The organism is Vibrio sp. B1FIG11 (assembly GCF_905175335.1).
Classification (GTDB): domain Bacteria; phylum Pseudomonadota; class Gammaproteobacteria; order Enterobacterales; family Vibrionaceae; genus Vibrio; species Vibrio campbellii.
This window is the reverse complement of the sequence record NZ_HG992751.1, coordinates 702,370-723,860: the sequence shown is the minus strand read 5'-3', so window position 1 is coordinate 723,860 and position 21,491 is coordinate 702,370. Positions and strand designations below refer to the sequence as shown.

Below are 21,491 nucleotides of genomic sequence, written 5' to 3'. Positions count from 1 at the left end.
CTAACCGATCCTTTTTACTGGTTTCGACTTCTCAAACAATTCACGAATCGTCTTTTCGTCGAACTGGTTATCTATCGATAAGTCCTTTAGGGTCAAACTCCCATCCATGAGACGGTCAACGTTCTCCCAGCCTTTCAACCGTGTCAGCATTAGCTCTGTTAACTGATTCCCCACTGCAAGCTGTTCTTCTTCTGACAGTAAGAAGAATTGCGGCTGAATACCGTTTTCGGCCATCATCTTGTCGATCATTTGGGAGCGTCTGGTAACTGCTAAATCATCACTACAACTATGGTACAGCTCTGCGTTCGAGCATACCTCTGATAGCTGATGAAAGCTGCTTACTTCATCTAGCTCAACACCTAGAGTGAATTCATGCGGAACAATAAGCTGATAGTGCTTTTCCGTGTTTTCCTGAGGCTTACGCATAAGGGTTTGACAATTATGGATATGTCGGTGAATCGCATTCATGTCCGAGAGGTACAAATCTAGCTTCTTCGCTCGTGTTTCAATTTCCGAGTTCAAGTGCGTACGTTTCCCAACTAACCCACGTCTATCAGACTCTAAAGCTGACTTCTCTGAGCTGTCCGCTTTAATTTTGTAAAGCTGGTGATCAATGACATCTATCTTCTCTGCAATATTATCAAGCTTCTGACCAAGTGCAGTGTAACGTATAGATTGCGTATTTACGGCTAGGCTTATCTCATTGAACATGGCGGCAAGTCCAACCAAAAAAGCAGGACCGGTGATAAAGAATCGACACTGAAAACAGTTCTGCTCACCTAAATAACCTGCTGGCACGGGGTGATATATGTTGGCTTTTGTGGCTACAGGGCAGCCTCCTTCTGAACAAAAAGCACCTCCCACCGGACAGATACCAAAGTCTTTCCAAAGATAGCTGGAGGCCGGCCGAGCATTGTCTAGTGAATTCAGTAGATCCACAGATGAGCCTACCAACTGTGATTTCACCTCTTCAATTCGCTGCTGCTCCACAAAGGATTTGAGCGTCTGAGTTGCTTTGCTTATCGCCTCCTTTTCTCCCACATCCATTTTTTCTCGCAAGTTGGCGCCTGTTTTACCGCTCTTGGTATAATAGATTGTCATCAGAATGCTGGAGTGACCGACCAACTTCATAATGACTTCCAAAGGAATACCAAATTCAAAGGCGTACGCGTTAATCAGACTGACGCGCATTGAGTGTGGAGTATAAGGGGATTTGAAGTGTGAAAGCGGTATCGTTTGGCTATTTTCAAACTCTTTAATCGATTGATCGTATTTCAGCCCTTTGTAGGTAGCCGTATTAATATCATTCTTGCCAGAGAAATATAGCGCAGCTGCGAGCCGTGTCGTTAGTCTGCCACCAAATGTCCCTGGCTCTTTCTCTAGATAGTCTCGGAATAAAAAGCAATTAGACCCTTTTTGCTTACGCTGGACTTCGTTTAGATTGGTGCGCTCACAATCAAGCCATTTCGTTGGCTCCTCAAGTGGATTATATTTCTGTTGCCACTTTCTCAGCTTTACCAACCAATACGCAAGCTCTATGGGCATGAAAGGAATCGTGTAACCCGAACCATCAAACTTAGTTTTGTTGGACGTGTAGTGAACACCGAACTCTCCTTGCCCTGACTTACTCACCATGCTCTGCCGATTGGTTAGGCCAGCTAACTTAGTCCTATTTTTCTTCCAAACGACTTTATTATTCTTAAAGTCGGCGAGTTCTTGATCGGCTTCTCCAGAATCGCAATAAATAATTTGCATACCTCGTGCGGGGAGTTGCATTAGTGAGTATGTATAGGTCCAGTATGTTGGAAACCAAAGGTAGGTTTTTCCATTTTCAACTTTGAAAACGCAGTCAGGATCACTCTCATCAAGGATAGAGCTGTCTTTGATTTGCACCCAATCTGATGAAAAACGCTGCAAATGAGCTAAATCCCGATAGCTTAACTTTTTCTCTACAGAGTCCAATGGAAATATCCAATCTCGCCCTGCTTTTACATATTGATAGGGCAGAGCCATCTTGTCTGTTTCATTGATCACTTGAGGAGCAGTCTCTCCATTAAAGTTGATGTGACTAAAAGGGTTTTTAGCGCCCTTGATATGGGTAATTTCTCCCGTCTCTGTGTCTTCCAAAATAAGATAACTCGAGATAATCCAATCTAAGAACTCATTGATTGAGAATGCCCATTTTTTTCTTCGAGTCACTGGAACTTGTTCAAACAGATTCAGCATGGGTTGAATGTTTGTCGAGCCACGAGTAAGAAACTCCAACGGGGATGTTTCAAAACCATTTGGCTCAATGTATTCACGAACAAATTCACACAGGTCTTTCGCTTTGGTATCTCCACCACGTGCAGACTTGAGAAACTCTTTTAACGTCTCAGCCCACAAAGACCACTCATCGGTAAAGTATTTTACCTGGTACGGTCGTTTTACTCCCCAGAAGTCATAAGTGTTAGTCCAGCCCTTTCCGTGATAATACTCTTCTGGTTTGGCTGGCATTCTAGGGTCGTTGGACTCTGATCGAAGCTTCGCATATTCAGCGAGACTGAAAACACCTTTGCTTCGAACTAAAGCGACTAGTTCGTCATATCCATAAGGTCGTGGTATATCGAGAGCGTCATACCAATTGCTCCAGTCAGGTATTCTTTTTTCAGGTTTGGAGGGTAATTGAGGATAGTTCTTCTGCGTAACTCTATATTGAGCAGAGTCTTTGATTTTTAGAATCGCACATGCTGTTTTGAACTGTTTCAGATTAGATATATCTCTGGGCAATAAGAATTGAATCCAGTTGATCCAATCATCTTTATAAAACTGATTTGGACACGAGGGAAGACGCTCATCTTCTTTGTAACGCTGCGAATACTCAGCCAGCGATTGAATACCCAATCCTATCGCCACTTCGCTGGCCTCTGCATATGTCGAATACAAAGACCGCTTTTCTTTATCCAGAAAACTAAACCAATCAACCCAATCATTGGCATAAGCCTTATTTGGACTCGAGGGAAGACGCTCATCTTCTTTGTAACGCTGCGAATACTCAGGCTGCGATTGAATACCCAATCCTATCGCCGCTTCGCTGGCCTCTGCATATGTCGAATACCAAGACCGCTTTTCTTTATCCAAAAAACTAAACCAATCAACCCAATCATTGGCATAAGCCTTATTTGGATGCGAGGGAAGACGCTCATCTTCTTTGTAACGCTGCTTATATTCCGCCAGCGATTGAATGCCCAATCCTATCGCCGCTTCGCTAGCCTCTGCATATGTCGAATACAAAGACCGCTTTTCTTTATCCAGAAAACTAAACCAATCAACCCAATCATTGGCATAAACCTTATTTGGACTCGAGGGAAGACGCCCATCTTCTTTGTAACGCTGCGAATACTCAGGCTGCGATTGAATGCCCAATCCTATCGCCGCTTCGCTGGCCTCTGCATATGTCGAATACCAAGACCGCTTTTCTTTATCCAGAAAACTAAACCAATCAACCCAATCATTGGCATAAGCCTTATTTGGACTCGAGGGAAGACGCTCATCTTCTTTGTAACGCTGCTTATATTCCGCCAGCGATTGAATGCCCAATTCTATCACCGCTTCGCTGGCCTCTGCATATGTCGAATACAAAGACCGCTTTTCTTTATCCAGAAAACTAAACCAATCAACCCAATCATTGGCATAAGCCTTATTTGGATGCGAGGGAAGACGCTCATCTTCTTTGTAACGCTGCTTATATTCCGTCAGCGATTGAATACCCAATCCTATCGCCGCTTTACTTGCTTGGTTTATGGTTGCGTAAAACTTTTTCATCAGTGAGCGCCTCTCATTTGCTGACGAACCTCGTCGTCAGAAGGTGTCAAGTAAACCAAGCAACTGTCAGGGCTTTTATGATGCATCGCTTTTTGAATCTCTAGTTGAGAGAAACCTCCTTGGCTTAATCTATAGCCGTAGGAATGTCGATGTGCATGTGGGGTCGTCCCTCGCGATTTGGAAGGTTCGAGTCCGATTCGTTTAACTGCTCGATTGTGTTTTTGATTGAAATTTTTTTTTACTCTCAGTATCGCCTTTTGAGTTAACAAATAGGAAAGGAGATTCTGAAGCTGGCTTAACCGAAAGGTATTTTTGTAGTAACAGAGTGAACTCAACGGCTTTACTTAGTGGATAAAACATGACATCAAAAGACAGATTGCGATTTGTAAGCAAAGGTCCTTTCCAGCCAGCGTAGAGCCTATGGCTTCTCGGATAGTCAGTTCGTGGACTAAGTTGGTATACATGAGCCAAATATTCTCTTCGGCTACTAAACCGCTTGTCAGGAGATTTTCCATCACTAGGGTGAAAAACCGATATGAGAGCTGAGCCGGATTTCTCATCTAGATGAACATCATGAGCATATATATGAAAACACTCCGACAATCTCAACCCACCAAAATGCATCAACATTACGATTAACTGACTACCATAATCCGGTTCTCCTGAAGCAGAAACAAACCCATGCAGCAGTAAGTCTTCAATTCGGTCTTCTGGAAAGCGATATACCGCTTCGATATCAACTAGGTGCCTCTCAGGTCCTCGAATCTTTCTAACAACTGAGAATTGCTGTCGGGATGGTTTAGCTAAGTGATTCAGGAAACTACGACTGTGCCTTCTGTAGTAAGCACACCACTGCAAGCGTTCTTCGACATAATTGGCTTTCTTCAAGGGATTTAGCTTCGGTAAATCAGTACCATGGATTGTGTCTAAGTAGTCGCAGTAATCAGTGATATGACGAAGAAGAACATTCACATCTTCACTTCTTCGAGGAGACCAGAACAAACCAGAGTTATCTTGCCCATCTTGAATCGTTCCGAACTGTAACGCTTCAACAAAAGCTCTTAGTAGATCTGTAGCCGATGAGGCGCTTAATAATTGGCGCTCTATGTACTTTAAAAGAAGCTCTACAGCGAAGGTATTGCGCTCTAGCCACGACTGAGATTTGTAGCGATTCTCATGCAAAAATCTCAAGTGAGAAATCAGCAAACCATTTTCAGTAAAAAGCGCAGGAAAGCGAAATGAGGGCCGGCTTGCACTAGCTTTGTAGTTCACTGAGCGCTTGATTACGAAGCTCATTTCTTTGCCTGTTTGAAGTAGTCACGCCATCCAGACTAGTTCTTGGCGTAATAACGGGTCATATTTATAGGAACATGTTTAAACTGCTGTGCATTTTTACATTCCTGCTCATTACTATCAGGGAATCGACGACTATTCTCTAAAAACTCACTCCAACCCGTCCATCGCTTCTCATAGTTCATAGATCACCTCAAATACTAAGGAGTTCTTAACATACTACTTAGTATATAGTTGATGGTTCTCACTAATTCAAATGACTCAGCTATAAAAACAGACCAGCTTAATATCAGATATTTAGAAGTAGTATTTTAGCTATTAGTACGCTCTTAAGAGTAGAACTAATACCAATATGGTATTTTGCCGTAAAGCCACCTTCGATGGACTCCAAGTCCATCCACCAGCCCCAAAATTCACGTTTTTCAGGTGACTTTTTATCGTCTACACAGACTGATAAACAGTCAAAATAGTAGTGACCTTCTTGTGATTGTGGTTCGCGCAGGTATGGACCTATTGCCTTCAACTTTGACATCAAGCGAAAGTGAGTCGGTCCCTGTGTCGTCTCTGACATAAGAATCTCCGTTTCCATAGTAAGGATATTTAGCTATCCAAGAATGATTATTATTTTTAATTATCATGAGCTTATTTTTTGCTCACATATATCACTCTTAACTAAATTAGGAGCTTTGTCACCTTAATAATTCCTCCTCCAACCACTTTATGGCTAAATCGAGGGATTGCTCATACCCTTTTGTAATTGTCTTGGAACTGATTTTCTTCGCCTGTCCATACTGGCTAAATAGTGCAACAAGTTGGTTGTCACTATGAGGAGAAACTGGGTCACCTTCTAGGCTCAAGGCGAGAATAGGCACCTTGGTTTTACGGCTGGTCAGGAAGCCTTGCACCTTCAAAGACCACGCCATCATTTGGCCTGCCATACTATTGATGTCGACAGCATTTTTACCTAAGCGAGAAGCGAGTAAATCTAGGTACATCTTCGGCATTTGCTGCAACTTCTTAGGGGAAGTAAACACATCATGCACTGGCGCACCTAAAGCAACACACGCTTTGATCTTCTCTTGCTCAACGAAAGAAAGACGAATCATGGCATTGCCACCAAAACGGAAGCCAATCAAACCTACCTTATGATGATCAACCCAAGGCAGTGAGAACAGCTCATTCAAAACCGCTTGGTGAAGGCAACTGGAGTTTTCCGTCAAAGGCCAATGCGAGCTATGACCAACCGAAGGCATATCAATGGTCAACATCGCAATGTCTTTTGGCGCAAGGTGATTGCGGAACAAACGCCACATATCCGTTTGCAAACTGTCCAAGCCCGCACTCACCATCACGACCGGTAACTGTTTGTCGGTGCGTGGCAGATGCAAGTTCGCGATGATCTTGCGCTTCTGGTATGGAATCTCAATCTGCTTGATCACATATTGCGTTTTCTCAGAACCTTCGGTGTAGGCTTTGTTCGCGAGTACTTGCGCTTGCGTCGCCAAGTTATCGTTTTTCAAATGCGGATAGCCAGCGATACTGAAACATAACGAAGCGGTAAACAGCTCATCTGCCGCCTCTTCACCTTTCATCTCATTCGAGCGACGTTGGTGCTCCATACCCAGCTTGATCCACTCAAATGCCCAGTTACCACTGTGGTATCCCATAACGGTATCGAGCCACTTATCTTCGGTGCGAGAGTGCTTCGATGATGCAATTTTAGCGAGAACCGCTTCCATTTCAATCGGTGATAACCCTTGCCACGCCCATTGAAGACGTCTCAAATGACGATACCAAGCACGCTCGCCATGTTCTTCTCGCTCATCAAGAATTTTTTGGCTGGTCGGCATGTATTGAGTAAGTGCAGAGGTTTCTTTCGCTTGCTTGTGTTTCACGAACAAAGTTTCGGAAAGGTTTTTACTGACGTCTTCTGACATAGGAAGAACTCTAAGCTGGTTGCAATAGCGTAATAATAATAAAAAAAATGCCCCTATAAAGGGGCATTTCTCAATATTCTTGTGCAAACTTATTTTTGTTTGCGATTCACTGGCTCAACAAACTGGATAGACATATCCCAAGGTTGCTCGATCCAAGTGTCTTGAGCGATGTCTACTACGTAATCGTCCAGTAGCTCAACACCTGCAGGCTTAGCACATACTGCGATAAGCTTCGCTTTCGGGTACATTTCACGTAGCTTGCGTGCTGTGTCACCGCTATCTACTAGGTCTTCAACGATTAGGAAACCTTCGCCGTCACCTTCTGGTGCTTTAACTACTGTCATATCACGCTGGTGATCGTGGTCGTAGCTAGAGATACAAATAGTATCAACGTGACGAATACCCAGTTCACGCGCTAGGATTGCACCAGGAACTAGACCACCACGGCTTACCGCCCAAATACCTTTCCATTGCTCAGCTGGCATTTGCTTCTCAGCCAGTTCACGGCAGTAAGACTGCATCGCATCCCAAGTGATAATGAATTTTTTACTCATTGTAATAACCTAATAATTTCAAAATATGCATCCCCTCTGCTTAGTTGATGGCGCTGAATTGGACTCAACAAACTAAACTTTCCACACCAGAGGAAATGGGGGTTTCAAGCTACGCAAACGATTATTCTACCGAAAGCCATGGCTAATACCAACGCTGATATCAAATTTCTCCGTCTATTACGCAGAAAAATCGAATTCGGTGAACAACACAAAACAGAGAAGTGAATGAATTCACGTAGAAACGAGTCACAAACGATTCGTTCTTAAGAAGTTCGTTCTCAAACGATCCTTGCTCAAGTAATCCGTTCTCAAACAATTCTTTCTCAAACAACTCGCAAACAAAGAGCCAGTGTGAGTTTTGGCTCACACTGGCTTTTTAAGATTACGGGAATTAGCCCAGAATGTACTTCGCGATGAAGATTGCAGACATCACCCACACGCTCATCGACACTTCACGGCCTTTACCACTAAACAACTTAATCGCAGCGTAAGCAATGAAACCTAGCGTGATACCTTCTGCAATCGAGAAAGTCAGAGGCATTACCAAGCACGTTACTACCACTGGCGCTGCTTCTGTTAGGTCACGCCAGTCAATACCAACAAGGCCAGAAAGCATAAGGATTGCTACGTAGAATAGCGCACCAGACGTTGCGTAAGCTGGAATCATACCCGCTAGTGGCGAGAACAATAGAGCTAGAAGGAACAATACACCAACAACCACAGCCGTGAGACCTGTACGGCCGCCAGCTGCAACACCAGAAACACTCTCGATGTATGAAGTGGTGTTTGATGTACCTAGTAGCGCACCCACTGACGTTGCAGTTGAGTCAGCAAGTAGTGCCTTATTTAGACGAGGAATGTTGCCGTTTTCATCAGTTAGGCCTGCTTTTTGCGAAACGCCAACTAGCGTGCCTGCAGTGTCGAACAAGTCAACGAATAGGAAAGCAAACACTACCGAGATCATGCCAACTTCGAACAAACCAGAGAAGTCTAGCTGCATGAAGGTTGGTGCGATGCTTGGTGGAGTCGACATGATACCGCCCCACTGAACGTCACCGAAGATAAGGCCAAGAATTGTCACACCTAAGATAGCAATCATAACCGCACCTTTCACACCACGGTGAACCAATGCAATCGTCATGAAAAAGCCAATCGCAGCAAGTACCGATTGCAATGACGTAATGTTACCCATTGAAACTAGCGTTGCAGGGTTGTCTACTACGATGCCTGCGTTTTTCAGTGCGATGAACGCCAGGAACAGACCGATACCAGCAGAGATACCTGTGCGTAGAGAAAGAGGAATCGAGTTGATGATCCACTCACGAATCTTGAACACGCTCAAGACAATGAACAACAAACCAGAGACAAATACAGCTGCTAAGGCCACTTGCCATGTGTAACCCATGCCCAACACAACAGAATAAGTGAAGAACGCGTTTAAGCCCATGCCAGGCGCCTGAGCGATTGGGTAGTTTGCTACCAAGCCCATGATGAAACAGCCAATAGCTGCAGCAAGACACGTCGCAACGAACACGGCACCACGATCCATACCAGTATCCGCAAGGATAGCTGGGTTTACAAAGATGATGTAAGCCATAGTTAGGAAGGTAGTGACACCTGCGATGATCTCAGTGCGCACGTTGGTGCCATTTTCACTAAGTTTAAAGAGCCTTTCGAGCATGATCGAATCCTGTAAAAGGTAAAAAGTAAACGGTTGCGTAATCGATTGGCTCGAATTATAAAGTTATCAAATAACAAATTCCAGATAGAATTTTCACTCTAATGGGATTTTTTTCGCTGGATATGAAACCTATTCGCTAGTGTTTTAAACAAGGCAAGAATTTAGATCTTAATAAACAACAACTAACAGAATTGTATTTTGTTCGGCTCAACGTGTACAAACTGAGCAATGTATTAAACTTTCAAACGTAAACCTGAGGTTTTGGACGTTAAATACCCACAAAATTAGTCAGAAAATGAAATAAGTTGAAGATGCGTTAGTAGAATGGAAGCTTGGTGGCGAGAAAGTAGTCGAAGTTTGATACTGCAGATAAAAAAAACGCCACTCAATTTGAGTGGCGGTGAATCATGTCAGCACTATGCACTGAAAAAAAATTCCAATTTATAGGGGTGAACAAACTTGTTCGAGTCACATGCGTTGGCTTCAATTAGTAACCAAAGCTTGTTGGGTATACAAAGTTACCGGTGTAAACAGATTTGCTGTTCCAGAACATTGCACTTGGTAAACCTTTCATAAATATCACCTTCTAAATCAATTAATACTGTTAATTTGGTTGATTTCTCGGTTCCTTGGAGGCGATAAACGGACTCATCCTTTGAGCATTTCATTCTTCTCTCAGAAGCTGGTTACAAATATACCACCGAGAAATTTAATTACAAGCATTTTAGTGACAAGAATCACAAAAACCTGATAAATTGATCTTAATCAAGAATTAACTGTAATTAAATTACAGTTTAGTAAATTAAAAATTAAACAAACTTTCAATTCATACTAAGAGCGTTGCATTAGCGTATTAGGTTGTGCTCATAATCTGTGACAGTTCAAGGGCAAATCCTTTTCACCACAACTACTAGAACGGCTTTTGTGGTGGTATGCTGAGGGCAATTCCAAGCCAATACCGATTAGCATTTACTGCTAAACACTCATTAAATTTACGGTTTAAATTTGGCAAAGCACATCAAAGGAGTCTTCCGTGTCTGAATTCCATTCTGAAATCAGTACCTTATCACCTGCTCCACTTTGGCAGTTTTTCGATAAGATTTGTTCAATCCCTCACCCTTCTAAACATGAAGAAGCACTAGCACAGTACATTGTTACTTGGGCGACAGAGCAGGGTTTTGACGTACGCCGCGATCCAACTGGCAACGTGTTCATTAAGAAACCAGCGACGCCGGGCATGGAAAACAAAAAAGGCGTCGTTCTTCAAGCGCACATCGACATGGTGCCGCAAAAGAATGAAGATACTGATCATGACTTCACAAAAGATCCTATCCAACCATACATCGATGGCGAGTGGGTAACAGCAAAAGGCACAACGCTTGGTGCGGACAACGGCATCGGAATGGCTTCTTGTCTTGCGGTTCTCGCTTCTACTGAAATCAAACACGGCCCTATTGAAGTACTGTTAACGATTGATGAAGAAGCTGGCATGACAGGCGCATTCGGTCTTGAAGCAGGCTGGTTGGAAGGCGACATCCTTCTAAACACTGACTCAGAGCAAGAAGGCGAAGTGTACATGGGTTGTGCTGGCGGTATCGACGGCGCAATGACATTCGACATTACACGTGATGCCATCCCAGCAGGTTTTGTGACTCGTCAGCTAACGCTGAAAGGCCTAAAAGGTGGTCACTCTGGTTGTGACATCCACACTGGCCGTGGCAACGCGAACAAACTTGTAGGCCGTTTCCTAGCTGGTCACGCACAAGAATTGGATCTTCGTCTTGTTGAGTTCCGTGGTGGTAGCCTACGTAACGCTATCCCTCGTGAAGCCTTCGTTACTGTTGCTCTACCAGCAGAGAATCAAGATAAGCTGGCAGAGCTATTCAACTACTACACTGAGTTACTAAAAACTGAGCTTGGTAAAGTAGAAACCGACATTGTGACTTTCAATGAAGAAGTAACAACAGAAGCACAAGTGTTTGCGATTGCAGACCAGCAACGTTTCATCGCTGCGTTGAACGCTTGTCCAAACGGCGTAATGCGCATGAGTGATGAAGTTGAAGGTGTGGTTGAAACGTCTCTTAACGTTGGTGTTATCACAACAGAAGAGAACAAAGTAACGGTTCTATGCCTAATTCGCTCGTTGATCGACTCAGGTCGTAGCCAAGTTGAAGGTATGCTTCAATCAGTAGCAGAACTAGCTGGTGCACAGATCGCGTTTTCTGGCGCTTACCCTGGCTGGAAACCTGATGCAGATTCAGAGATCATGGCAATCTTCCGTGATATGTATGAAGGCATCTACGGTCACAAGCCGAACATCATGGTTATCCACGCGGGTCTTGAGTGTGGTCTATTTAAAGAACCTTACCCGAACATGGATATGGTTTCTTTCGGTCCAACCATCAAATTCCCTCACTCTCCAGATGAGAAAGTGAAGATTGATACCGTTCAACTGTTCTGGGATCAAATGGTTGCACTTCTAGAAGCAATTCCAGAAAAAGCGTAATCCTAAACAGATTCCATAAATACGAAAAAGGGTGCCGAGGCACCCTTTTTTATTGCGAGCTTGCTATTAAAAGCACTTCGCACATTATGCACGAGTTTGCGCGTATGCCGCTAGCTCATCCATAGAAGTCTTAGCAACTACTTCACCATCGATGTAGTAAGTAACGAAATCACCTTCACGAACACCCATAAGTGTTGCTTTTTCACCGTTGTTGTAAGTGATGTCCATTTGAACTGTGTTCTCGTCGATCTGTTGCATCTGACCTTGCTCGATAACACGGTTGTTCGTTAGAGGACCAACTGGTGCTGTTGTTAGTGATTTATCTAACTGGTGGTTTACGTCGATGTAAGTGTCCATCTTCTTATCAAAGATGTGTGGCTTACCGTTTAGCGGGTTTTTACCAGTCCAGAACTCTAGAGAGTTGAACACGATGTAGTCAGCCGCAATAGCAACACCGTAAACTGGCGCCATTAGCATGTTTAGACCACCACGAGCGTAACGGTTGTCAACAGCTTTCAAGTTGAAGCCCATAACGTAACCCGTTACTGCGTTGCTGCCTACACAGCCAGAAAGAGAAACTGCCACTGCAGTTAGTGCGCCAATTTTAGCGATCGCCTTTTTCATTATAACCTCTAGTTAAATAGTATTAGGTCAAAAATTCGGCGAGGATATTAGCGGATAAAAACCATAGGTAAAAGACAGTTTTTCTCGAAAAAAATATTAGTATTAAATTTAAAACAGCCTTATTTTTGTGATGAATATGACAACTTAAAACACAGCGTACAGCTACTCAATTAACACAAGAAATTGCCAAATACACTTACACAAGCCATACATTTGGTGAATTTTTAATCTTTTCAACAAAAATTATTGTTCGTGACATTAAGAAGAATGATTAGTGTGATTTTGAACCAGTTGTTACATTGTTGATAACGTATTTGACAGAGATGGTTTATGGCCAGAAGTAAAAAAAGCAAAGTATTTGAGCTGCTCGGGCATCAAGTACAACCAGGACAACGACTAGAAACCGAATTTGAAGCTGCACAGCTTTACACGCACTCACCGCTTTCTATTCCAGTGGAAATCATCCATGGTAAACAAGAAGGTCCAGTGCTAATGGTGAATGCGGCGATCCATGGTGATGAGCTTAATGGCGTAGAGATCGTTCGTCAGATGATCAACCAATTGGATCCAGCAAAGCTGAAAGGTACTGTGATTGCTGTACCTATCGTAAACGTGTTCGGCTTTATCCATAAATCGCGTTACCTACCAGACCGCCGTGACCTAAACCGCTGCTTCCCAGGTAGTGAGAAAGGTGCGTTGGCATCACGTATGGCGCATGGTTTCTTCAATAATATCGCTAAACGTTGTGACTACATTTTGGATCTTCACACGGGTGCAATTCACCGTACTAACCTACCTCAAATTCGTGCGAACTTGAGCAACCCAGAAACACTGCGTATCGCAAAAGCGTTTGCAACACCAGTGATCGTAGACTCTGCTCTACGTGACGGTTCTCTGCGCAGTGAAGCTGAAAAGTGCGATATCCCTGTTTTGACGTATGAAGCAGGTGAAGCACTGCGCTTTGATCCACTGTCGATCAGCGCTGGTGTATTAGGTGTTCAACGTGTCATGCAAGCGATCGGCATGCTGCGCGCAAGCCGTAAGAAGCTGCCAGAGCCAATCATTGCCAAATCCACCAGCTGGGTACGCGCATCTGGCAACGGCATCCTACGCACTGTCGTGAACTTAGGTGATAAAGTAGAAGAAGGCGAAACGCTCGCTTACATCAGCTCACCGCTTGGCCATGACGAACTAGAGCTGTTAGCACCAAAAGGCGGTATCGTTATTGGCCAGCAAACACTGCCACTCGTTAACGAAGGTGATGCTATTTTCCATATCGCTTACTTCAAGCAAGACGACGAGATGGTTGAGCAGACGGTAGAGAGCTATATTGAAGAGCTAACTGAGTTTGATGTCGACCAAGTGACCACTGGCCAAATACCGCTAGAAACTCAGCAATAATTCTCAACGAATGAACTTAAGCCCAGATAGACAATCTGGGCTTTTTTATATCCATACTTTTAAAAACAAAAGGTTGGACCAGAAGTTTACATAAAGCATTCACACAACAAATTAATTGCAATAGTTCTCATTCACAACTAGGGTATCTTCCTTTTGCTTGTGAACCACTATGAATAATACTTATAAACAACTTCTTATTGCTGGAGCCATCTTGCCCTGCTTAGCTCACGCTCAACCATCTGGAGAGATTGCTGAGTACTTACAAGAACAAAGCAACCAACATCAAATCGAAGATCACTATGCTCAAAAAGTCCACGATGGTTTAAATCTTGATGCTAAGCCAGATATGATTGCGTGGAAAAACGATGAAGCACCTACTGGATGCCAATATGCAAAAGGTGAGATTACCGAGGCAAGAGATTACGACTACGGTGAAGCTACCGATTTGTCAGATGGATTACGCCACATTGATTTGCAGCCCGTTCACACACCTAAAAAGCTTCGCAAAGATCATGCGTACAATACGGCTTCATCAGGAAATTCAATCAAACTCTCAATATCCTCTGATTGCCTATAAATACCGCAAATAAAAATGCCCCGAGATAAACTCGGGGCATTTTCAAATTCATTGTCGATGGTTCCAATCACCATCAAACACACTGCGATTATTCTTCGTCAGTGTCTACCTCTGCTTCACGAGCTTTACGAGCTTCTTCTTTGCGAACTTTTGCCGCTAGTTGCTCTGCTTCACGCTCTTGACGTTGTACTGCTTTACGCTCGTTACGAACTACTTGGTTTTGTACAAAACCTGCTAGTTCCTGCTCAGCCCAAGCTTGTGCTTTCTCTTCGCTGTCAAAACCAGTTTCACGTTTTGATACCACTACTTTACGAGAAGTCACCTGACGAGTGATCTCTGCGCTCCAACCGTTACGTTTTTCAGTTACGCGGATAGCGAATTTTGGATTTTTAGCCATTTCTTTCATTTCCTAAGGGATTAATCAGGGATTCGGTCAACTTGATAACTCCATCTAAGCTGAGCTGTTTAACACCATCCCTTGGTAAGCGCGGTATTAGAGCATAAAAGTTACCGAAACGCTGCAAGTTTTTTACTGGAGACGGGAGACGGGAGACGGGAGACGGGAGACGATTTCATTTTGTCTATTTAGGAATTAATACTGTCAACACCTTATGAGTCCAACGCAATTTAATCGTCATCCTCAAGAACAAGGCTCGAGTGAGTTGGGGATCTCTCCCTATTCATTGTTCAAAAGAGATTTCCTACTCCTTCCTTCGTCAGTCTAGGAAATGACGCCGCTATTTTTCCCGACTCTCGAAACGCAGCGTCCTATAGGGTGAAGTCCGTTCTCGATTCCCTTAAATAAAGAAAGCGCCGGTCTCTCAACCAGCGCTTTACTATTTTCGTTAACAGTCGTGATTAACCGATGTTCTTACGTGCATTTTGGAACATGCGCATCCAAGCACCGTTCTCGCCCCAACCTTCTGGAGACCATGAGTTCGCTACTGTGCGGAATACACGCTCTGGGTGCGGCATCATGATAGTCACACGGCCATCAGCAGTCGTTAGACCTGTGATTGCGTTTGGCGAACCGTTCGGGTTGTTCGGGTATTGCTGCGTTGGGTTACCGTGGTTGTCCACGTAACGAACGGCAACCGTACCTGATGCTTCAATCGCCGCTAGGTGGTCTGCGTCACGCACTTCTACGCGGCCTTCACCGTGAGATACTGCGATTGGCATACGCGAACCAGCCATGCCGTCGAAGAATACAGAGTCAGACTTCTGCACTTCTACTAGGCTGAAACGAGCTTCAAAACGCTCAGATTCGTTACGAACGAAGCGAGGCCATAGGTCTGCACCTGGGATTAGCTCTTTCAGGTTCGATAGCATCTGACAGCCGTTACACACACCTAGAGAGAACGTATCTTCACGCTTAAAGAAGCCTTCAAACTGGTTACGAGCTTGCTCGTTGAACAGGATTGATTTAGCCCAACCTTCACCAGCCCCAAGAACGTCACCGTAAGAGAAGCCACCACAAGCCACTAGGCCGTTGTATTCCTCAAGAACTGCTTGACCCGTTAGGATGTCGCTCATGTGGATATCCGTTGCTTCAAAACCTGCACGGTCAAAGGCTGCTGCCATCTCAACGTGAGAGTTAACGCCCTGCTCACGCAGAATTGCCATCTTAGGCTTCGCGCCTTTCGCAATGTAAGGTGCTGCGACGTCTTCGTTTACATCGAAGCTTAGCTTAACGTTCAGACCTGGGTCTGAGTTGTCTTTCTTCGCTTCGTGCTCTTGGTCAGCACACGCTGGGTTATCACGTAGACCTTGCATCTTGTGCGTTGTCTCAGCCCAGATAGTACGCAGTTCAGTACGGTTACGCTCAAGAACGACTGTCTCACCAGAAGTGATCACTAGCTCATCAGATGCTTCTACAGAGCCAATTACGTGTGAACACGCTTCAAGACCGTTTGCTGCAAGAGTAGAAAGTACAGCGTCTAGGTCATCGTTCTTAACCTGAAGTACCGCACCTAGCTCTTCGTTGAATAGCGCCGCTAGTGCGTCGTCGCCTAGGTCAGCAATGTCAGCTTTCACACCGCAATGACCCGCGAATGCCATTTCAGCAAGAGTTACGAATAGACCGCCATCACCTTTATCGTGGTAAGCCACTACTTGGTCGTTCGCTACGAGAGTTTGAACGCCTTCGTAGAAACCTTTTAGCTGTGCTGCATTGTCTACGTCTGCTGGCTTGTCACCAAGCTGCTTGTAAACCTGCGCTAGCGCTGTTGCGCCTAGACGGTTCTGACCGTTACCTAGGTCGATTAGTACAAGGCTAGTGTCACCTTTGTCAGTGCGAAGTTGCGGAGTAATTGTCTTACGTACATCTTCAACACGAGCAAACGCAGTGATGATTAGAGATAGCGGAGAGGTTACTTCTTTCTGCTCACCGTTCTCTTCCCACTTGGTCTTCATCGACATTGAGTCTTTACCCACAGGGATAGTCAGGCCAAGTGCTGGACATAGCTCTTCACCCACCGCTTTCACTGCTTCGTAAAGACCCGCGTCTTCACCCGGGTGGCCAGCTGGAGACATCCAGTTTGCAGACAGTTTAATGTGTTTGATATCACCGATGTTTGTCGCTGCAATGTTTGTGATTGCTTCACCAACCGCTAGACGAGCAGAAGCGCCGAAGTCTAGTAGAGCAACTGGTGTACGCTCACCCATCGACATCGCTTCACCGTGGTAAGTGTCGTAGCTTGCTGCGGTCACTGCGCAGTTAGCAACAGGCACCTGCCAAGGACCAACCATTTGGTCACGAGCAACTAGACCCGTTACTGTGCGGTCACCGATAGTGATAAGGAATGTTTTCTCTGCAACCGTTGGTAGACGTAGAACGCGGTCCGCTGCTTCGTTTAGCTCGATACCGTCACGGTTAACTGCAGGGTTGTTTGCTTTTAGCGTTTTCGCATCACGATGCATCTTAGGCGTCTTACCAAGAAGCACATCCATTGGCATGTCGATTGGCGTGTTCTCGAAGTGTGAATCTTCAAGTTTAAGCTCACGCTCTTCTGTTGCGATACCTACTACGGCGTATGGTGCACGTTCACGCTTACATATTGCGTCGAATACTTCCATATTCTCTGGCGCAACTGCCATTACGTAACGCTCTTGAGATTCGTTACACCAGATCTCAAGTGGGCTCATGCCTGGTTCATCATTTGGTACGTCACGCAGTTGGAAGATACCACCACGCTCGCCATCGTCTACAAGCTCAGGAAGTGCGTTAGAGATACCGCCCGCGCCTACATCGTGGATGAACGCGATTGGGTTAGCATCACCAAGTTGCCAACAACGGTCGATAACTTCCTGACAGCGACGCTCCATTTCTGGGTTTTCACGCTGTACTGAGGCGAAATCTAGGTCTTCTGCTGATTGACCAGATGCCATTGAAGAAGCAGCACCACCGCCAAGACCGATATTCATTGCAGGACCACCAAGTACGATTAGGCTTGCACCTACTGGGATCTCTTTCTTCTGAACGTGCTCGTCACGAATGTTACCCATACCACCAGCAATCATGATTGGCTTGTGGTAACCACGAACCTCTTCACCTGCGTGTGAGTTCACTTTTTCTTCGTAAGTACGGAAGTAACCAAGTAGGTTTGGACGACCAAATTCGTTGTTGAACGCCGCGCCACCAAGTGGGCCTTCTAGCATGATGTCTAGAGCGTTAACGATGCGACCCGGTTTACCGAAATCTGTTTCCCATGGCTGTTCAAAACCAGGAATACGTAGGTTAGACGTAGTGAAGCCAACAAGACCTGCTTTTGGCTTACCACCAATACCAGTCGCACCTTCGTCGCGGATTTCACCGCCTGAACCTGTAGAAGCACCCGGCCAAGGAGAGATAGCTGTTGGGTGGTTGTGCGTTTCCACCTTCATTAGGATGTGCGCTTTCTCTTGGCTGTAGCCGTACTGGCGAGTTTCTGGGTTCGGGAAGAAACGACCTACATCAGAACCTACCATTACCGCTGCGTTATCTTTGTATGCAGACAGTACGTTTTCAGGCGTAGTTTCGAATGTGTTCTTGATCATCTTGAACAGAGACTTCTCTTGCTTAACGCCGTCGATAGTCCAGTCTGCGTTGAAGATCTTGTGACGACAGTGCTCTGAGTTCGCTTGTGCAAACATCATTAGTTCGATGTCAGTCGGGTTGCGTTCTAGCTTATTTACGAACGCATCGTAAAGGTATTCAATTTCATCATCTGCAAGTGCAAGACCTAGGGTAACGTTTGCGTTTTCAAGCGCAGCACGGCCGCCTTTTAATAGATCAACGTCTGCTACAGGAGCAGGTTCTGCCGCTTGGAATAACGCATTTGCTGCATCAAAATCAGTAAATGTCACTTCCATCATGCGGTCATGGATGAGTGCTTTTACATCAGCAATTTGAGCATCGTTAAGAGGCGTCGATGTCTCTACGTAGTATGCAGTGCCGCGCTCAAGACGTTTTACTTTGTCTAGACCACAGTTGATGGCGATATCAGTAGATTTAGAAGACCAAGGCGAAATAGTGCCCGGACGAGGCGTAACAAGAAGTAGAAGACCTTCTGGCTCATGCTCTTCGATCGTTGGACCGTAAGTCAGCAATTTTTCCAGTTTTTCCAACTCTTGAGCATCAAGGTCAGACTTTAGATCCGCAAAGTGCATGAACTCAGCGTAAATGCCAGTGACAGGCAGATCTTGTTCACGACAAAGTTCCAGTAGTTTATTAACACGAAACTCAGAAAGAGCTGGGGAGCCACGCAAAATTCTCATGTGCTTAGGTCTCTTATTGCAAGTGATTAAGGTGATATTGGAATAAATTCAGTGGGTTATACTGTTTTCTTCGAAGCTATTCCCGAAGGTTTTTCAAACCTATGCCGATGCCACCTCTTCGTTGCGAGCGCATTATATAGCAATTGTTTTTGTGATGTAACACCAAAAGCAACCGTTTGCGTCATTTTTTTCGTCAAATTTGAATTCCGACTAAAATGTCGATAAATCACACAATGTCGCACTCTATCTGTCTGATTCACTTTGCCCCACCAGCTCGCTTTGATATAAAGGCAACTAGAAAATTATCGAGACGTACCGAATTAATGCAAATAAGTCAGTTCAACCGACTCAAGCGCAGCGCCCTACTTTTCGCCTCTGTGCTTTTACTCTCTGCGTGTCAGATTGAGTCGGAACCCAAAAGTGAATTCGAGCAAATCCAAGAGCGTGGTGTCCTACGTGTTGGCACGCTAAACAACCAACTCTCCTACTACATTGGTCCTGATGGTCCTGCTGGCTTGGATTACGAACTGGCGCGCAAATTTGCAGAGCAACTCGGCGTGAAGTTGGAAATCAGACCCGCTTTCCGCCAAGCAGAGTTATTCCCTGCTCTGAAAAAAGGCGATATTGATATTATCGCGACCGGTTTAAACCAAACCTCTCAAGCGGTTCAACGCTTCCGTCCTGGGCCTGCTTACTACTATGTGAGCCAGCAAGTAGTGTACAAAAAAGGCCAGCTTCGCCCTCGCGATGTAGATCAGCTCATTAAGTATCAAGAATCAAAAGATGAGAAAGCCGGAAACGAAGGCAGCAATGCAGGAGCAGAGACGCTGCAAATTGTTGAACAGTCACAATTTGTTCCGACATTAACCGCGCTACAGAAAGAACACCCAGAGCTGCAATTTGAAATTGTGGGTGATGCGGATACTCGAGATCTTCTAAAACACGTGTCGACGGGTGAGTTGCGTTTTACCGTTACAGACTCTGTGGAACTGTCTTTGGCTCAGCGCCTTTACCCAGATCTAGCTTTGGCTTTTGAGCTAACCGAAGACCAACCCGTTTCTTGGTTCACTCGTCGTTCTGAAGATGAAAGCTTGTATGCCATGTTGATCGAGTTCTTTGGCAACATTAAGCAGTCTGGTGAACTCGCAACGCTCGAAGAGAAATACATCGGCCACATTGAAGCTTTCGACTACGTAGACACGCGTGCCTTTATTCGCGCTTTGGATAACACCTTGCCGAAATGGTCACCACTGTTCCAAAAGTACAGTGAAGAGTTCGACTGGCGCTTGATTGCGGCATTGGCTTATCAGGAATCTCACTGGAAACCAAAAGCGAAGTCACCAACAGGCGTTCGCGGCATGATGATGTTGACGCTGCCAACCGCCAAGAGTGTTGGGGTTACGGATCGTCTTGACCCAGAACAGTCGGTTCGTGGTGGTGTGGAATACTTACGTCGCATCGTGGCTCGTGTACCGGACTCAATCAATGAGCATGAGAAGATTTGGTTTGCTTTAGCGTCTTACAACGTAGGCTACGGACACATGATGGATGCACGACGCCTGACTAAAGCGCAAGGTGGCGATCCAAATGCGTGGGCAGATGTAAAAGAGCGCCTACCGCTATTACGCCAGAAACGCTTCTATAGCCAAACTCGTTATGGCTATGCTCGTGGTGATGAAGCGCGTAACTACGTTGAAAACATTCGTCGTTACTACCAATCGATCATTGGCCATGTAAGCCAAAAGCCTGCTATCGACGAGGATACAGAAGATCTTCAGGTCATCCCGCCACTCGATCCTAATCTGTTAGTTTCTGGTGCTGTGGAGACCTTAGCAGAACAGGTTTCAGGGGCAGTTGAAGTAACACCACCACCTGAAGAAAATGCGCCTCAAGAAGCAGAGCAAACACCAGTGCCAAAAGCAGAATAAAACCTTCAAAAATAGCGAGCCCTCAGCTCGCTATTTTTTTTGTTGAGTCAACAGATAAAGTTATCTAGAATCCAGTCTTTCGGGCTTATCTAGCTTGTAATGCTCATTGGTGCCATACCAATATTAGGCTTGCATAGCAGAGAAGTTCTTTTAGTCACCTCTCCTCGAACTGATGCCACCTTCATCCGTAAGCGTGCCTCATCAGAATGTCATCGATTGATAATATGTCAGACGCTTTGCTATGCGAGTGTCGGAGAGTGTGTTCGTTGTCTGCAAGAGGTTCTGATTATGAGAAAGCGCAGAGTGCAGTCAAAACGTTTGAATAAGACAGTGGCTGCTAACCGCCGTAAGCGCAAGCTTACGAGTATGAAAAAGAAAGTCAGTGCACGTAACCGTGTTTTCGTTCACCTAGTGAATCACTGAGAACTTGA

14 protein-coding genes and 1 pseudogene are annotated in these 21,491 nt (G+C 45.0%); 5 read left to right on the top strand and 10 right to left on the bottom strand.

Going from position 1 to position 21,491, the window contains the following annotated elements; genetic code table 11:
- From KHO06_RS03280 to KHO06_RS03255, 7 genes and pseudogenes are all read right to left on the bottom strand, one after another.
- Window positions 1-3,804, bottom strand: a complete 3,804-nt coding sequence (locus KHO06_RS03280) for a VPA1269 family protein (RefSeq protein WP_212581948.1) — start codon at window positions 3,802-3,804, stop codon at window positions 1-3.
- Complete coding sequence (locus KHO06_RS26430; protein WP_244858373.1) at window positions 3,804-4,073, bottom strand: site-specific integrase; 270 nt, start codon at window positions 4,071-4,073, stop codon at window positions 3,804-3,806. The genes KHO06_RS03280 and KHO06_RS26430 overlap by 1 nt, the downstream gene beginning before the upstream one ends.
- Entirely contained in the window at window positions 4,006-5,076 is a 1,071-nt protein-coding gene (gmtY, locus tag KHO06_RS03275; protein ID WP_244858372.1) for a gamma-mobile-trio recombinase GmtY, read from the bottom strand. The genes KHO06_RS26430 and gmtY overlap by 68 nt, the downstream gene beginning before the upstream one ends.
- 367 nt (window positions 5,077-5,443) lie before the next feature.
- Window positions 5,444-5,668, bottom strand: a pseudogene (crl, locus tag KHO06_RS03270) (sigma factor-binding protein Crl); the annotation flags it as partial.
- A gap of 118 nt (window positions 5,669-5,786) precedes the next feature.
- Window positions 5,787-7,034: an esterase FrsA gene (gene frsA / locus KHO06_RS03265; RefSeq protein WP_045370427.1), complete on the bottom strand. Its 1,248-nt coding sequence runs from the start codon at window positions 7,032-7,034 to the stop codon at window positions 5,787-5,789.
- 89 nt (window positions 7,035-7,123) lie between these two features.
- A complete protein-coding gene (gene tet(34), locus KHO06_RS03260) occupies window positions 7,124-7,588 on the bottom strand; it encodes an oxytetracycline resistance phosphoribosyltransferase domain-containing protein Tet(34) (protein ID WP_005424848.1) in 465 nt (154 codons plus the stop codon).
- A 391-nt stretch (window positions 7,589-7,979) separates the two neighbouring features.
- A complete protein-coding gene (locus tag KHO06_RS03255) occupies window positions 7,980-9,269 on the bottom strand; it encodes an NCS2 family permease (RefSeq protein ID WP_005424863.1) in 1,290 nt (429 codons plus the stop codon).
- 1,033 nt (window positions 9,270-10,302) lie between these two features.
- Between KHO06_RS03255 and KHO06_RS03250 the strand changes: the two genes are divergently transcribed.
- Window positions 10,303-11,775, top strand: coding sequence for an aminoacyl-histidine dipeptidase (locus KHO06_RS03250; protein ID WP_212582099.1), 1,473 nt, complete (start codon window positions 10,303-10,305; stop codon window positions 11,773-11,775).
- Between the two features lie 84 nt (window positions 11,776-11,859).
- Here the strand turns inward: KHO06_RS03250 and KHO06_RS03245 are convergent, their stop codons facing one another.
- On the bottom strand, window positions 11,860-12,399 hold the full coding sequence (locus KHO06_RS03245) for a DUF3332 domain-containing protein (RefSeq protein WP_038891647.1): 540 nt from the start codon (window positions 12,397-12,399) through the stop codon (window positions 11,860-11,862).
- Window positions 12,400-12,729: 330 nt separating this feature from the next.
- Here KHO06_RS03245 and KHO06_RS03240 point away from each other — a divergent pair, with 330 nt between their 5' ends.
- Window positions 12,730-13,800 carry a succinylglutamate desuccinylase/aspartoacylase family protein gene (locus KHO06_RS03240; protein ID WP_005424857.1) on the top strand — a complete coding sequence of 357 codons (1,071 nt, stop codon included), beginning with the start codon at window positions 12,730-12,732 and terminating at the stop codon, window positions 13,798-13,800.
- A gap of 169 nt (window positions 13,801-13,969) precedes the next feature.
- Window positions 13,970-14,377, top strand: coding sequence for a hypothetical protein (locus KHO06_RS03235; RefSeq protein WP_038891645.1), 408 nt, complete (start codon window positions 13,970-13,972; stop codon window positions 14,375-14,377).
- Window positions 14,378-14,465: 88 nt separating this feature from the next.
- Here the strand turns inward: KHO06_RS03235 and KHO06_RS03230 are convergent, their stop codons facing one another.
- Together KHO06_RS03230 and purL are read right to left on the bottom strand one after the other, a co-directional pair.
- On the bottom strand, window positions 14,466-14,774 hold the full coding sequence (locus KHO06_RS03230; RefSeq protein ID WP_045370557.1) for a DUF3622 domain-containing protein: 309 nt from the start codon (window positions 14,772-14,774) through the stop codon (window positions 14,466-14,468).
- Between the two features lie 461 nt (window positions 14,775-15,235).
- A complete protein-coding gene (purL, locus tag KHO06_RS03225; protein ID WP_212582098.1) occupies window positions 15,236-19,132 on the bottom strand; it encodes a phosphoribosylformylglycinamidine synthase in 3,897 nt (1,298 codons plus the stop codon).
- Window positions 19,133-19,455: 323 nt separating this feature from the next.
- Between purL and mltF the strand changes: the two genes are divergently transcribed.
- Together mltF and KHO06_RS26720 are read left to right on the top strand one after the other, a co-directional pair.
- Entirely contained in the window at window positions 19,456-21,060 is a 1,605-nt protein-coding gene (gene mltF, locus KHO06_RS03220; RefSeq protein WP_191118126.1) for a membrane-bound lytic murein transglycosylase MltF, read from the top strand.
- A 288-nt stretch (window positions 21,061-21,348) separates the two neighbouring features.
- The gene (locus KHO06_RS26720; RefSeq protein WP_005424864.1) at window positions 21,349-21,483 is read left to right on the top strand and encodes a hypothetical protein; all 135 of its coding nucleotides are present in this window, start codon (window positions 21,349-21,351) and stop codon (window positions 21,481-21,483) included.
- Window positions 21,484-21,491 lie beyond the last annotated feature (8 nt).

Excerpts from the sequence above, each read along its gene's own strand:
- KHO06_RS03230 (WP_045370557.1), bottom strand. The coding sequence starts at position 14,774 with ATGGCTAAAAATCCAAAATTCGCTATCCGCGTAACTGAAAAACGTAAC.
- KHO06_RS26720 (WP_005424864.1), top strand. The coding sequence starts at position 21,349 with ATGAGAAAGCGCAGAGTGCAGTCAAAACGTTTGAATAAGACAGTGGCT.
- purL (WP_212582098.1), bottom strand. The coding sequence starts at position 19,132 with ATGAGAATTTTGCGTGGCTCCCCAGCTCTTTCTGAGTTTCGTGTTAAT.
- KHO06_RS03280 (WP_212581948.1), bottom strand. The coding sequence starts at position 3,804 with ATGAAAAAGTTTTACGCAACCATAAACCAAGCAAGTAAAGCGGCGATA.
- KHO06_RS03235 (WP_038891645.1), top strand. The coding sequence starts at position 13,970 with ATGAATAATACTTATAAACAACTTCTTATTGCTGGAGCCATCTTGCCC.
- mltF (WP_191118126.1), top strand. The coding sequence starts at position 19,456 with ATGCAAATAAGTCAGTTCAACCGACTCAAGCGCAGCGCCCTACTTTTC.
- frsA (WP_045370427.1), bottom strand. The coding sequence starts at position 7,034 with ATGTCAGAAGACGTCAGTAAAAACCTTTCCGAAACTTTGTTCGTGAAA.
- KHO06_RS03245 (WP_038891647.1), bottom strand. The coding sequence starts at position 12,399 with ATGAAAAAGGCGATCGCTAAAATTGGCGCACTAACTGCAGTGGCAGTT.
- KHO06_RS03240 (WP_005424857.1), top strand. The coding sequence starts at position 12,730 with ATGGCCAGAAGTAAAAAAAGCAAAGTATTTGAGCTGCTCGGGCATCAA.
- KHO06_RS03255 (WP_005424863.1), bottom strand. The coding sequence starts at position 9,269 with ATGCTCGAAAGGCTCTTTAAACTTAGTGAAAATGGCACCAACGTGCGC.